This is a genomic window from Mycobacterium sp. IDR2000157661 (assembly GCF_022317005.1).
Classification (GTDB): Bacteria; Actinomycetota; Actinomycetes; order Mycobacteriales; family Mycobacteriaceae; genus Mycobacterium.
Map to the genome: position 1 here is coordinate 3540153 of NZ_CP081006.1, position 13104 is coordinate 3553256.

Sequence of the window (13104 nt, forward strand, 5' to 3'; positions counted from 1 at the left end):
GGCGTTACGCCATTCTTGCCGCGCTGCCGTCTACTAGCGATCGGCACGATTTCACCGTTGCGCCTCCTCGGCGACCTCGGACACGTTCTTGACCACTTCGTCGATCAGGTCGGCGGCGAATCTTTCGGCGCCGTCCTCGACGAGAATGGTCGGAATGCTGATGAAGGCCTCCGAGACGTAGCGGTCCTGCTGAGCCTGCACGATGTACTGCGTTGTCGTTGTCGCGTTGTCCGGCGGCGTGACAAGCACCTCGTAGACGTTGACGTTCTGACACCGACAGCCGACCAGGGTCGGGCTGATGGACGATATCGCCACGTCGATGCTGTTCGGACCGTCGGTGTAGGTGCCGCAATCCGCAGAAGTCTTCTGCTCACGCAAGTTTCGTTCGGCGTCACGCGCAGTCTCGAAAACCGCGCCACCCGCGTTCACCTCCATGAGGATGTCAGGCGGCGGGTCGGTCGGAACGAAAGTCCGCTGCCGGTACTCGCGCGGCAGCGTTTTCAGAGTCGTGTTGCAGAAGGCGCCGCTGGGGTTGACGGCATTGGTGTTGGGGGACTGTTCCCAATCGGTGCCCGCGTTGTTCACGTCGGTGGCGGTCAACAGCAGCTGGTCCGCGGCCTCATCGTCCGGCAGAGCCGACGCGGTGCCGGTTGGAGTCGCCGGGCCGGACCCGCCGCGGAACGCCAGAACACCGCCGATCACGGCGGCGATGAGCACGGCCGCGGCGACGCCGAGGCCGATTAGTAACGACTTGCGGGACCGCTTCGTGGGGTGTTGTGGGCCACTGGCTGGGGGCTGATGCGGCGCGACATAGCCGCCGGGTGGCGGCTGATGCGGCGGCACCTGATGCGACGGCAGAAAGCCGCCAGGCTGTCCGGCCGCCGGATTGGCCGGCCAGGTCGGTGCCGAGGGTGGTCCACCGGTCCAGGGCGGTCCGCTCGTGCCTGGCACCGGGGGGGCAATGGGCGCCACCCTGGTGGCGTCCGCCGCCTCCTGCCCGCCCGGCGGGCTCAGCGAAGCGGGGTCCGGTTCACCACCGTGCGCCCCGGCCTGCTGAGCGGCCGAGCGCAGTTCGTTGGCGAAGTCCGCGCATGAGGCGGGGCGTTCGGCCGGGTTCTTGGCCATCGCCCGCACCACCACATCGGCCACCTGCGGTGGCACCCCGTGGCCGTGCAGACGAGGCGGCGGGTCGGTGGTGATCCGATGAAGCATCGGGATGATCGTGGTGTCGGTGTCTCGGGCGAACGGCGACTCGCCGGTGATCAACGCGTGCATGGTTGCGGCCAAGGCGTAGACATCACTTGCCGGCGAGGGCTCCTCGCCCAGCACGATCTCCGGGGCGGCATAGGCCGCTGAACCGACGAATGTCCCCTGTGCGGTCATGGATGTCACATCGGCCGCACGGGCGATCCCGAAATCGGCCAGCTTCGCCGCGCCGTACCCGTCAATCAATATGTTGTCCGGCTTTACATCCCGATGGACGATTCCGGCCCGATGCGAGACCTCCAGGGCGCCCGCGACAGTTACTGCCACGTCGACGGCCTCTTCCCAGGAGAAGCGACGGCCCTTGCGCAACGCATCCCCGTAGGAACCCTGCTCGCAAAACTCCATCACCAGGTACGGAGCGCCGGAATCGGTCGTGCCGTGCGAATACACCGTGACGATGTTGGGGTGCCCCGAGAGCGAACCGATCGCACGAAGCTCGCGCGCGAACCGCTGCTGCGCGGCGGCGTTCAGATCGACGTTGGTCAGCACCTTGACCGCGACGGTTCGACCCCCAAAGGAATCCTGGCGTGCCTGGTAGACGACGCCGAAGCCGCCCTCACCGATCTTCTGGGAGGCACTTACGTCCGGGACCCCGATCTCCACTGGTGTCACTTTCGTCGTCAATACCAGGTGCTGTCGCGCACCCTAACGCCTCGGCGAACATCCTGCTTCGGATTGTCACGGGACACGAGAATCGGAACATAACCGTCACGAACGCCTGTCTCCACGGGCACACCTGGGGTTCGGGGCCGACACTGGGCCAGCGCTGCGGCCAGAAGGGCCAGAGGGGTAAGTCGGCAACAGGTTCGGTGTGCAGGCAGAAGCGATTCCCGGCTTCACGATCCGAGTCGGGTTCTTTGGTCTTTGTCAACCGGATCAGCATGAGGTGCGGCATCGCGTCGAGTTTCTTGCGCATGTCGCGCCCGCAGCCACGGCGGCCGTGCCGCGGATGTACGCATTTCTGATGATTGCGCTTGCGCATGCGTTTATGCTGACCTGAGCCGCCGGGGACGCGGTGTCGAACAACTGTGACCACCGGCGGTCATGTGCCGCGAAGTGCGCGGTGTTTACCGGTCAACCACGTGCACCGCCCGCGGGGAGTCGCTATCCTGATTGGCGTTGCCGGCGGGAAGGCGGGGCCGATGAGGACGGCCGAGCGAAAAGAGTTGCCGCACTTGGGTGTCGGCCTTGCGCGTCGCCCCCCTGCTGGCAACGCGTCCAGTGGTCGACGATCGACGGTTCCCGCAGGAGCGGTGGCAGTGGTCGTCGGGTTGGTGCTGAGCGGCTGTTCTCTGGTAGACCGGTTCACCGGCGACCCGCCGGTGCCCGAGCTGTCCGAATCCTCGCTTGACCGGCTGCTGCTGAGCGAACGACAGATCAACGAAATCGTCGGGGGACCGGACGCGAGAGTCACGTTCGAGGGTGAGGAGCTGGCCGACACCGCCGACGTGGTATCCGATCGGGACTGCCTGGGGGTGGTCTTCGACGGCGAGGAGCGGGTCTATCGGGGCAGTGGAGTCACCGCACAGCGCCGAGAAGAGTTGGAGGACGAGGACCAGGCCGAGAGCCTCATCACCCAGACCGTCGTGCTCTTCTCCTCCGCCGATCGGGCCAGGCAGTTCTTCGACGACTCGGTGAGACAGTGGCAGGAGTGCGCGAACACCTCGCTGGACCGGACCCTCGATGACGGGACCGACATCGCGATAGACATCCGTGATGTCGGCAATCCTCGGGAAGACGTGGTCTCGGTGACGATCGCCTTTCCCAACTCCGACTGTTCCCACGCAATGGGCGTGGTGTCGAATCTGGTCGCCGAGGCACGCGATTGCGGCGGCAGCGCAGGTGAAGCCGAGACGATAGCGACGACCATCATCGACAACGCGGCCGACACCGCCCGAGCCCAGTAGCGGCGAACTCCCGCCATGGTTCTGCGGCCGCGCACCCAAATACCTTTCGTGGTGGTGATGTGAGCCGCATCGGCGCGGTGCTGGCGAGTGTCGGAGTACTGGCGCTCGGCTCCTGCTCCGCAGAAGTTGACGGTGAGGCGGTGTCCAGCCTGAACAATCCGTTCCTCGTCGCGGGGTTGGCTGTGACCGACGGCCCCAACGGGCTACATCAGGACGCCCCGCCACCGACCCGGGAGCCGGTGAATTCCGACGGTGGCGGCGTAGACGAGCTCGCAGCGAGTGCGACCAGCGACGTCGAGGAGTTCTGGGAAGAGGCGTTCGGCACCGAGTTCGGCGACGAGTTCACCCCGGTGGACGAAATCGTGTCGTACGACGCCACCGAGCGACCCGGAATAGTGATCTGCGGCGAGGACACCGAGGGTTTCGTCAACGCCTTCTTCTGCGAATCCCAGGACATCATCGGCTGGGACCGCGGCGTGTTGTTACCGGGTCTGCGCAGGTCGTTCGGCGACATGGGCGTTGTGAAAGTCATCGCACACGAATACGGCCACTCCGTTCAGCGACAAGCCGGCCTGGTCGGCCGCCGCACACCGACACTGGTGTCTGAGCAGCAGGCCGATTGCCTCACCGGGGTGTACATGCGGTGGGTCGCCGAGGGCAGCTCACCGCGATTCACCCTGAACACGAGCGACGGCCTCAATGATGTGCTGGCGGCGACGGTTTCGATTCGTGATGAGCCGATGAGCGCCGACGAGGTCACTCCCGGCAGCACCGACCACGGCTCGGCGTTCGAGCGTGTCACTGCGTTTCAGATGGGCTTCACGAACGGCGCTGCGGCGTGCACGGCGATCGACGAAGAAGAGATCGTGCAACGGCGCGGCAACCTGCCGGTCCTGTTGCCCGAAGACGAAACCGGCGAGTTGCCGGTCAGCGAGGAGTCGGTGACGTCGGTAGTGGATGCGCTGAACATCCTGTTCGCACCGGACGACGAGCCCCGGCTGGAATTCGAGCGGTCTCCGGAGTCGTGCGCGGACGCCGACCCGAGCCCGCCGGTGTCGTATTGCCCGGCCACCAACACCATTTCGGTGGATCTGGCCGAACTGCGGACCGTCGGCGAGTCGTTCGAGGATCCAGGCGACTCGATGGTGCTGGCCGGAGACAACAGTGCCTATTCGATTCTGGCCTCGCGCTACATGCTGGCCATTCAGAAGGAACAGGGTCTGACCCTGGACAACCCGACGGCGGCGATGCGCACCGCGTGCCTGACGGGGGTGGCCACCACGCTGCTGGCGGAGGGAGGCGGCAACTCCGACGACCTGCCGATCACGCTGACCGCGGGCGACCTCGATGAAGCAGTGACCGGCCTGCTCAGCAACGGGCTCGTCGCCAGCGATGTGAACGGCGAAACGGTGCCCTCCGGCTTTTCCAGGGTCGATGCCTTCCGCAGCGGGGTGCTCGGCGACGAGGACCGCTGTCTGAAGCGGTTCCCCTAGCGGATCGCCAGGCCTAGTGCGGCGACCGTCGTCGTCACCTCGATCGCGGCACCCAGCACGTCACCGGTGAGGCCGCCGAACCGGCGCACGCAGTGGGCCACCATCAGCGCACCGCAACCCAAACCGACCGCGACGGCCACCGGGCCCTGCCAGAGGCGCGGACCGGCGAGCGCGGCCAGCGCCGCCACGGCGACGACCCAGGCCGCCACCACCCCGAGCGGCTGGGTCCCGGCGACCCGCGCGCCGAGTGAACTGCCCGCCGCGGCCGGCACCCCGGGCCTGCACGCCACGACCGCCGCCACCCGGCCGGCCGCCACCGCCGTCACCACGCCGGCCGCGCTGAGCTCACTGAAGGCCAGCGCCTGCGCCACGATCACGACCACCACCGACGCCACCCCGAACGGGCCCGCGGAGCCGTCGCGCATCGCGGCCAGCGCCCGGTCCGGGGGCCCGTAACAGCCCAGCCCGTCGGCGGTGTCCGCCAGCCCGTCCATGTGCAGCCCGCGGGTGGCCATTAGCACCACCGCCACCGCGAGCAGTCCCGCCAGCGGGCCCATGTCGAACGCCCACTGCGCGGCCCACAACGTCGCGGCGGCCAGCGCACCGAGCGCCAGCCCGACTGCGGGCAGGGCCGTCAGTGCGCCGCGGCCGACGGCCACCGAGCTGCGGACCGGAGCCACCGTGCCGAATGCGAAAGCCGAAGCGAGCGAACCGAACACGGCGGTCCTATTGTTCCTCGCCCGCGCGGCTGATGCCCGCCTCGTCGAACGTCGCCATCGACGTCAGCGTGGCGATCGCGGCTCCGACGATGGGCAGGGCTATCGCCGCACCGGTACCTTCGCCGAGTCGCATGCCCAGATCGACGATCGGTTCGAGGCCCAACCGGTCCAACGCGACGGCGTGGGCCGGCTCGGTGGACCGGTGACCCGCCTGCCACCACTGGCGCGCCCCCGGCGCCATGCGTTCGGCGACCAGTGCCGCCGCCGTGACCACCAGGCCGTCGAGCAGCAGGGGAGTGCGGCGCACCGCGGCCTGCGCGCAGAAGCCCGCGATCGCCGCCAGGTCCGCACCGCCGCAGATACGCAGCAGCGCAACGGGATCGGTGCGACTGTTTCGGCTGCGGTACAGCGCGTCGCGCACCGCGGCGGTCTTTCGGGCCCATCCGGCGTCGTCGATTCCCGTACCGCGGCCCACGACGGCCACTGGTTCGCAGTCTGCCAGCGCGGCGATCAATGTCGTTGCCGGCGTTGTGTTTCCGATGCCCATGTCACCGGCGATCAACACGTCGGCGCCGGCGTCGACCTCTTCGTCGGCGATGCGGCGGCCCGCCTTGATCGCGGCGGCTGCCTCATCGAGACTCAACGCGTCCTCGACGGCGATGTTGCCGCTGCCGCGACGCACCTTGTGCGCGGCGACCGGGCCGGAAGTATCGGCGTCGACGGCGATGTCGGCCACCCGCACCGTCGCACCGGCCGCCTCGGCCACGATGTTGATCGCGGCCCCGCCGACCGCGAAATTGGCCACCATCTGTGCGGTGACCTCGGCCGGATACGCCGAGACGCCTGCCGTTGCCACCCCGTGGTCGCCGGCGAAGACCACCACCCGGGCCCGCTCGAACGGTCGCGGCGGGCAGCTGCCCTGGCACGAGGCCACCCACACCGCCAGGTCTTCCAGCCTGCCCAGCGATCCGGGCGGCTTGGTGAGCCGGTCCTGGCGGGCCCGCGCGGCGGCGCCCGCGCCGGCGTCGGGCGGACCGATCGGCGGAAACTCCGGCGGATCCATCGAGGGAGACTCGGTCACACCGGCTCCTTGACCGAGACGGCCTGCCCCGCGATCACCAGCACCACCCGCTCGCACACGCCGGCCAGGCGCTGGTTCAGCGTGCCCAGTTCGTCGGCGAACCGGCGACCGGCCGCACTGGCGGGCACCACGGTCAGCCCGACCTCCGGGCTGACGATCACCAACGGGACGGCGAACGCACCCACCGCATCCACCAGGTCGTCGGTCTGCGCGGTGACCGCGGCCCCGTGCCACGCCCCCGAGCGGTCCATCGTGGCGGTCAGCCAGGCGCCTGCGTCGTCGACCAGTGTCGGCACCGGATCGGCGCGCAACTGCGCTGCCACATCGGCGCTTTCGACCGTGGCCCAGCGGTGCTGTCTGCGCTCCCGGTGGGCGGCCACCCGGGCGGCCCAGTCGGTGTCGTCGTCGGGCGTGGGCCCGGTGGCCACGTAGCGCAGCGCCGCGCCGTCGGCGACCTCGCCCATCAACGCGTCCTCGGCCCACCGCGACTTGCCCGAGCGGATGCCGCCGAGCACCAGGGTGCGCACCGGGTTCAGGCGACCTTGTCGCCGCGGTTCACCTGCGGGCGCGGCGCCCGCATCCGCCGCAGTTGCGATGCGCGGCTGGCCGCGTAGAAGCCCAATCGCCAGCCGGTTTCGGTGTTGTCCGGGAACTTGGCGTCGACCAGGCGGTTGACCTTGCGCCCGACGATGAAGCCGTCGACCACCATCACGATCACGAGCAGCAGCATTGCGGGGGACAGGAAGGCTTGCACCTGGACCGAGGGCACGGCGAGCATCACGAAGACCAGGCCGAGCGCGGACGGCATGAACAATCCGAGCACGTTGCGCCGGGCGTCGACCACATCGCGCACGTAGCGCCGGACCGGACCGCGGTCGCGCGGCAGCAGGTAGGCCTCCTCGCCGGCCATCATCTTCTCGCGGCGTGTCGACATCTCCTCGCGGCGGGCGAACTTGTCGGCCTTGCGCTCCTCGCGGGTCATCTTGGTGCGCATTTCCTTGCGGCGCCGCCGCGCCTCGGCGGCGGTCATCGGGGCGGGAGCCACCGGGCCGCGCTTTCGGGCGGCCTGGTTGCGTTTGGGTGTCGGCCTGCCCTTGGGCGCCGTGGTGCCCGCCTTGCCGTCGTCCTGGGGTCCGGCCTCGGCGGTGATCTCGGACACATCCTCGGACACATCGGTGTCCGGGTCCGGCTCGTTGGGTTTCTTGCTCTTGCGGCCCAGCAGGTTCACACCTGCCAGGTTACTTCCGCGGATGCGGCCGATCGCGGCCTGGGGACGATCTCGGGAATAGCGGCGAGAAGAGGTACCGTTGAACGAGTACGCCCCACACGATGAGGCTTTACAGGAGACCTAATGACAGTTCAGGAACAGTCGGCTTCGCAGGACGGGACGGCCACCGCCACCCATGGTGTGATCCTGACCGACGCCGCTGCCGCCAAGGCCAAGGCGCTGCTGGACCAGGAGGGCCGCGACGATCTGGCCCTGCGCATCGCCGTGCAGCCGGGCGGTTGCGCCGGTCTGCGCTACAACCTGTTCTTCGACGACCGGGCGCTCGACGGCGACCTGACCGCCGAGTTCGGCGGTGTGAACCTGACCGTGGACCGCATGAGCGCGCCGTACGTGCAGGGCGCGACGATCGACTTCGTCGACACCATCGAGAAGCAGGGCTTCACGATCGACAATCCCAACGCCACGGGTTCGTGCGCCTGCGGCGATTCGTTCAACTGATCCGAGCGGGTCAGAACTGACCGCCCGTACGCGGTAGGTACGAGCACACCAGTATCTCGTTGTCCTGGGTGAGTAGCTGGGCCACGGCCTGCTGCTCCCTGGGTTCCGATTGGCCGCGGCGCGAGCCGCTGGCCGGTTCCACCCGCATCGAGAAGAGCACCTGGGCCTGATTCGGCGACGGTCGCACCACCTTGTCGATGGACGTCACCTCGGCGCTGTCGTACTGCTTGCGGAATGCGTCGCTGGACAGACCGGCCAGCGCCAGGTCGGAACGCTTCTCCTTCACCGCGTCGAAAAGGCCGCACAGCGTGTGGCGCGCGATGGTCTCGTCGTCGCCGTTGATCAACGCATCCAGATACTCCTGGATCGCGGCCGTCGCCGACTCATCGGTCAGGGCCCCGGTGCGCGGTGTCTCGTCGTCCCCGCCGGCGAACACGATCGCCAGCACCGTGCCCGCGATCGCCAGCACCGCCACCCCCGCGCCCACGACGGCCGGCCACCGCCTGCGCTTGCGATACGGCACCGGCGGCGGAAGCATGCCCGGGTAGGCCGAGGGCACGTTCTCCGGGTAGGGGACCGACGGCGGATACATTTGCGGGCCGTTCGGTCCGGCGCCGTATTCGGGCGGGTACGGGCCGGTCATGGATTTGCTCCCCGGAGATGTGTGGCGGAAAGTGCCTGTCTACAGTGGCGGACGGGCGTTCGTAGGCAGGTTAGCGCACCGAAGCTCCGCCACGACTCGACGATGAAAGGTGACTATTCGTGACCATCGCGGTGACCGGATCGATCGCGACCGACCATTTGATGCGGTTTCCCGGCAAGTTCTCCGAGCAACTGCTGCCCGAGCATCTGCAGAAGGTCTCGCTGAGCTTCCTGGTCGACGATCTGGTGGTGCACCGCGGCGGCGTCGCAGGCAACATGGCGTTCGCGATCGGCGTGCTCGGCGGCGATGTGGCCCTGATCGGTGCGGTCGGCCGCGACTTCGACGATTACCGCAGCTGGCTGGAGTCGGTGAACGTGGACACCGAGAGCGTGCTGGTCTCCGAGACCGCCTACACCGCGCGGTTCGTCTGCACCACCGACGACGCCATGGCCCAGATCGCGTCGTTCTACCCGGGCGCGATGTCGCAGGCACGCGACATCGCCCTCGCCGAGGTCGTCAAGCGGATCGGCACCCCGGAGCTGGTGATCATCGGCGCCAACGACCCGGAGGCGATGTTCCTGCACACCGAGGAGTGCCGCAAGCTCGGCCTGGCGTTCGCCGCGGACCCCTCCCAGCAGCTGGCGCGCCTGTCCGGCGAGGAGATCCGCCGACTGATCGACGGTGCGGCCTACCTTTTCACCAACGACTACGAGTGGGATCTGCTGCTGCAGAAGTCGGGCTGGAGCGAGGCGCAGGTGATGAGCCAGATCGGGCTGCGGGTCACCACCCTGGGACCCAAGGGCGTCGACCTGGTCAGCTCCGATGGCACCTTCATCCACATCGACGTGGTCCCGGAGAAGCGGCAGGCCGACCCCACCGGGATCGGTGACGCATTCCGCGCCGGCTTCCTCACCGGCCGCAGCGCCGGGCTGAGCCTTGAGCGGTCGGCCCAACTGGCGTCGCTGGTCGCCGTGCTGGTGTTCGAGGCGCCCGGACCCCAGGAGTGGAGCTGGAACCCCGAGGAGGCGCTGCAGCGGCTCTCCGACGCGTACGGCGCCGACGCCGGCGACGAGATCGCCCGCGCGCTCGCTTAGAGCTGCACGGGGTAGTGCGGCTCGCGGATCACCGGGCTGATGCTGCGCTCGACGAAGATCGCGTGCCACAGCATGAAGATCAGCACGGTCCACAGCCGTCGGCTGTGATCGCTGGTCCCGTTCCGGTGTTCGTCGAGCATGGTGCGCACTGCGGCCAGGTCGACCAGCTCACCCGCCTGCGACGCGCCGACCATCCCGTGGGCCCAGTCCAGCAGCTCGCCCGCGCGCAGCCAGTGCCGGATCGGCACCGGGAAGCCCAGTTTCGGGCGGTTGAGCACATGGGCGGGCACGATGGGTTCCAGGGCTCGCCGGAGCGCGAACTTCGTCGTCGTTCTGGTGATCTTGCGGTCGAACGGTAGGCGTGAGGCGACCGCGAACACCTCGGGGTCCAAGAACGGGACCCGCAGCTCGAGCGAATTGGCCATGGTCATCTTGTCGGCCTTGACCAGGATGTCGCCTCGCAGCCAGGTGAACAGGTCGACGTGCTGCATGCGTGCAACCGGGTCCCAGCCTGCCGATTCCGCGTACACCGGCGCAGTGACGTCGGTGTGCGTCCACTCCTGGCGGAAGCCGGGCAGCACGGCGCGCAGTTGGGCGTCGGAGAAACTGCGCGCGTTGCCGTAGTAGCGCTCCTCGAGGGTGAGTGACCCGCGGTGCAGCAGGCTCTTCCCGCGCATGCCCTCGGGCAGCGGCCGCGACGCCCGGCCCAGCGACCGTCGCACCGGCTTGGGCAGGTACTCGAACGGCCGCAGCGACAACGGCTCGCGGTAGATGGTGTAGCCGCCGAACAGTTCGTCGGCGCCCTCGCCGGAGAGCACCACCTTGACGTGCTTGCGGGCTTCGCGGGCGATGAAGAACAGCGGCACCAGCGCCGGGTCGGCCACCGGCTCGTCGAGGTACCAGACGATCTCGGGCAGCGCGGCGACGAACTCGGCCTGGTTGACCACCTTGGTGACGTGGCGTGCGCCGATCGCCTCTGCCGACGCGACGGCCACGTCCACCTCGGAGAACCCCTCGCGTTCGAAGCCGGTGGTGAAGGTGATCAGCCGCGGGTTGTGCCTCATCGCCAGCGCCGCGATCGCGGTGGAGTCGATGCCACCGGACAGGAACGCGCCCACGGTCACGTCGGCGCGCATGTGCTTGGCCACCGAGTCCTCCAGGACGGCGGTGATCTCGTCGTAGCGTGCCTGCTCGCCCTCCCCAGAAGATGAGGTGAACGGCACCGCGGCGAACCGGGGGGTGAAGTAGCGGGTCACCCGCGGTTGCTCGCCGGGACGAATCCGGGCGTAGCTGCCCGACTCCAGCCGTCGGATGCCGGTGTGCAGGCTCTCCGGTTCCGGGACGTACTGCAGCACGGTGTAGTGCTGGACGGCGCGCACGTCGACGGTCAGATCGATGCCCAGCGTGTCCGCCAGGTCCAGCAGGCACTTCTTCTCGCTGCCGACCGCGGTGCCCCCCGGACCGGTCGCCATGTACAGCGGCTTGATGCCGAAAGGATCCCGGGCACAGAACAACTCACCGGCGACGGTGTCCCACAGCGCGAACGCGAACATGCCGCGCAGCCGCGTCAGCGCATCGGTGCCCCAGTGGTGGTAGGCGACGATGATCGCTTCGCCGTCGCCGTCGGTGGTGAACTCCGCGCCGTGCCGGGTGCGCAGTTCGTCGCGCAACTCGAGGTAGTTGTAGATCTCGCCGTTGAACACCAGCACGTAGCGGTCCGGCGCCTCCGGCGGGCCCCAGCGCAACGGCTGGTGACTGTGGGCGATGTCGATGATCGACAGCCGGTTGAACCCCAACACGGTGGCCGGGCGCTCGGGGTCGTCGGCCCAGGTACCCGGTTCGTCGGGTCCGCGGTGGCGCATCAGGTGCGAGGCGCCCGATACCGCCTCGATCAGCCCGCCGGACGGCTCAGCGGACGGGTCACGCACCAGGGCCAGCAGTCCGCACACGGCGCCAAGTATGCCCAATGCGCCCGCGGGGAGCGCAAAGCGGCGCGGACCTGTGAAGCGGAAGGCGGAGGTGTGTCGAGACCGGCACTCGGCGGTGGTCTACGCTGCGTAGTATTCGCTTCGAAGCACGGACGTGGCGCGGTCGCGCGACACCGATTTCTAGGAGGCTTCCACGTGACACCTCGCGGGCGCAACGCGGTGGCGCGCAAGGCGGCACTGTCAATCGTCCTGGGTGGTACGGCGCTGCTGCTCAGCGGTTGTAGCTGGTCGGAGGTGCTGGGCCTGGGCTGGCCGAACGGCATCACTCCGGAAGCGCACCTCAACCGTGAACTGTGGATCGGGTCGCTGATCGCAGCACTGGTGGTCGGCGCCATCGTCTACGGCCTGATCTTCTGGACCTCGGCGTTCCACCGCAGGAAGAAGACCGACACGGAACTGCCGCGTCAGTTCGGCTACAACATGCCGTTGGAGCTCACGCTGACGGTCATCCCGTTCCTGATCATCTCGGTGCTGTTCTACTTCACCGTGGTGGTGCAGGAACGGATGCTCGAGGAGGACCCCAACCCCGAGGTCGTCGTCGACGTCACGGCGTTCCAGTGGAACTGGAAGTTCGGCTACCTGGGCGTGAACTACGCCGACGGCACCTTCACCTACGACGGTGTGGACCCGGGACGTCAGGAAGCCGTCGCGTCCGGACCCGAGGGCGCCGAGGGGCCCCACGGTGGCGAGTACGGCGCGATCGCGGGCATGAACCCCGAGGACCGCAGCTACCTGAACTTCACCAAGATCGAGACGCTGGGCACCTCCAACGAGATTCCGGTGCTGGTGGTGCCGTCCGGCAAGCGCATCGAGTTCCACCTGGCCTCCGCCGACGTGGCCCATGCGTTCTGGGTGCCGGAGTTCCTGTTCAAGCGCGACGTGTATCCCAACCCGGAGGCCAACAACTCCGACTACACCTTCCAGATCAGCGAGATCAACCAGACCGGCGCGTTCGTCGGCCGGTGTGCGGAGCTGTGCGGCACTTTCCACTCGATGATGAACTTCGAGTTGCGGGTGGTGCAGCCCAACGACTTCAAGGCCTACATGCAGCTGCGCAGGGAGGGCCGGACCAACGCCGAGGCCCTGCTGGCCATCAACCAGCCGCCGAGGGCCGTGACCACCGAGCCGTTCGACACCCGTCGCGGCGAGCTGGCGCCTCAGCTGGCCCAGGCGAGCGAGTAGGGACC

Annotated in this window: 13 protein-coding genes; 6 read left to right on the forward strand and 7 right to left on the reverse strand. The window is 68.4% G+C overall.

What is annotated here, in order from left to right; all coding sequences use genetic code 11:
* Nucleotides 1–51: 51 nt before the first annotated feature.
* A complete protein-coding gene (locus K3G64_RS18325) occupies nucleotides 52–1869 on the reverse strand; it encodes a serine/threonine-protein kinase (RefSeq protein WP_238886316.1) in 1818 nt (605 codons plus the stop codon).
* Between the two features lie 208 nt (nucleotides 1870–2077).
* Between K3G64_RS18325 and K3G64_RS18330 the strand changes: the two genes are divergently transcribed.
* The 3 genes from K3G64_RS18330 (at nucleotide 2078) to K3G64_RS18340 (ending at nucleotide 4666) form a co-directional block, all read left to right on the forward strand.
* Complete coding sequence (locus K3G64_RS18330) at nucleotides 2078–2266, forward strand: hypothetical protein (protein ID WP_238886318.1); 189 nt, start codon at nucleotides 2078–2080, stop codon at nucleotides 2264–2266.
* Nucleotides 2267–2519: 253 nt separating this feature from the next.
* Complete coding sequence (locus K3G64_RS18335; RefSeq protein ID WP_238886320.1) at nucleotides 2520–3173, forward strand: sensor domain-containing protein; 654 nt, start codon at nucleotides 2520–2522, stop codon at nucleotides 3171–3173.
* 59 nt (nucleotides 3174–3232) lie between these two features.
* Complete coding sequence (locus K3G64_RS18340; RefSeq protein WP_238886322.1) at nucleotides 3233–4666, forward strand: neutral zinc metallopeptidase; 1434 nt, start codon at nucleotides 3233–3235, stop codon at nucleotides 4664–4666.
* On the opposite strand, the gene K3G64_RS18345 is transcribed toward K3G64_RS18340, so the two are convergent.
* The 4 genes from K3G64_RS18345 to K3G64_RS18360 are packed head-to-tail and all read right to left on the reverse strand — an operon-like array spanning nucleotide 4663 to nucleotide 7694.
* Nucleotides 4663–5385 carry an adenosylcobinamide-GDP ribazoletransferase gene (locus tag K3G64_RS18345; protein WP_238886323.1) on the reverse strand — a complete coding sequence of 241 codons (723 nt, stop codon included), beginning with the start codon at nucleotides 5383–5385 and terminating at the stop codon, nucleotides 4663–4665. The two genes, K3G64_RS18340 and K3G64_RS18345, sit on opposite strands and share 4 nt — an antisense overlap.
* A gap of 7 nt (nucleotides 5386–5392) precedes the next feature.
* Complete coding sequence (cobT, locus tag K3G64_RS18350) at nucleotides 5393–6448, reverse strand: nicotinate-nucleotide--dimethylbenzimidazole phosphoribosyltransferase (RefSeq protein ID WP_238950794.1); 1056 nt, start codon at nucleotides 6446–6448, stop codon at nucleotides 5393–5395.
* Between the two features lie 14 nt (nucleotides 6449–6462).
* Nucleotides 6463–6993 (reverse strand): bifunctional adenosylcobinamide kinase/adenosylcobinamide-phosphate guanylyltransferase, encoded by a 531-nt coding sequence (locus tag K3G64_RS18355; protein WP_238886324.1) that lies wholly within the window; start codon nucleotides 6991–6993, stop codon nucleotides 6463–6465.
* A gap of 5 nt (nucleotides 6994–6998) precedes the next feature.
* Nucleotides 6999–7694 carry a DUF3043 domain-containing protein gene (locus K3G64_RS18360; protein WP_370646984.1) on the reverse strand — a complete coding sequence of 232 codons (696 nt, stop codon included), beginning with the start codon at nucleotides 7692–7694 and terminating at the stop codon, nucleotides 6999–7001.
* Between the two features lie 123 nt (nucleotides 7695–7817).
* On the opposite strand from K3G64_RS18360, the gene K3G64_RS18365 reads away from it, so the two are divergent.
* Nucleotides 7818–8192, forward strand: a complete 375-nt coding sequence (locus tag K3G64_RS18365; protein WP_238886325.1) for a HesB/IscA family protein — start codon at nucleotides 7818–7820, stop codon at nucleotides 8190–8192.
* A gap of 10 nt (nucleotides 8193–8202) precedes the next feature.
* On the opposite strand, the gene K3G64_RS18370 is transcribed toward K3G64_RS18365, so the two are convergent.
* On the reverse strand, nucleotides 8203–8835 hold the full coding sequence (locus K3G64_RS18370; protein ID WP_238886326.1) for an Rv0361 family membrane protein: 633 nt from the start codon (nucleotides 8833–8835) through the stop codon (nucleotides 8203–8205).
* Nucleotides 8836–8954: 119 nt separating this feature from the next.
* On the opposite strand from K3G64_RS18370, the gene K3G64_RS18375 reads away from it, so the two are divergent.
* Entirely contained in the window at nucleotides 8955–9929 is a 975-nt protein-coding gene (locus tag K3G64_RS18375; protein WP_238886327.1) for a carbohydrate kinase family protein, read from the forward strand.
* Here the strand turns inward: K3G64_RS18375 and asnB are convergent.
* Nucleotides 9926–11878: an asparagine synthase (glutamine-hydrolyzing) gene (gene asnB, locus K3G64_RS18380; protein WP_238886328.1), complete on the reverse strand. Its 1953-nt coding sequence runs from the start codon at nucleotides 11876–11878 to the stop codon at nucleotides 9926–9928. The two genes, K3G64_RS18375 and asnB, sit on opposite strands and share 4 nt — an antisense overlap.
* Before the next feature lie 174 nt (nucleotides 11879–12052).
* On the opposite strand from asnB, the gene ctaC reads away from it, so the two are divergent.
* The gene (gene ctaC, locus K3G64_RS18385) at nucleotides 12053–13099 is read left to right on the forward strand and encodes an aa3-type cytochrome oxidase subunit II (RefSeq protein WP_238886329.1); all 1047 of its coding nucleotides are present in this window, start codon (nucleotides 12053–12055) and stop codon (nucleotides 13097–13099) included.
* Nucleotides 13100–13104 lie beyond the last annotated feature (5 nt).

What these genes read in the sequence shown, in the direction of transcription:
- cobT (WP_238950794.1), bottom strand. Translation starts at nt 6,448, where the DNA reads ATGGATCCGCCGGAGTTTCCGCCGATCGGTCCGCCCGACGCCGGCGCG.
- K3G64_RS18365 (WP_238886325.1), top strand. Translation starts at nt 7,818, where the DNA reads ATGACAGTTCAGGAACAGTCGGCTTCGCAGGACGGGACGGCCACCGCC.
- K3G64_RS18370 (WP_238886326.1), bottom strand. Translation starts at nt 8,835, where the DNA reads ATGACCGGCCCGTACCCGCCCGAATACGGCGCCGGACCGAACGGCCCG.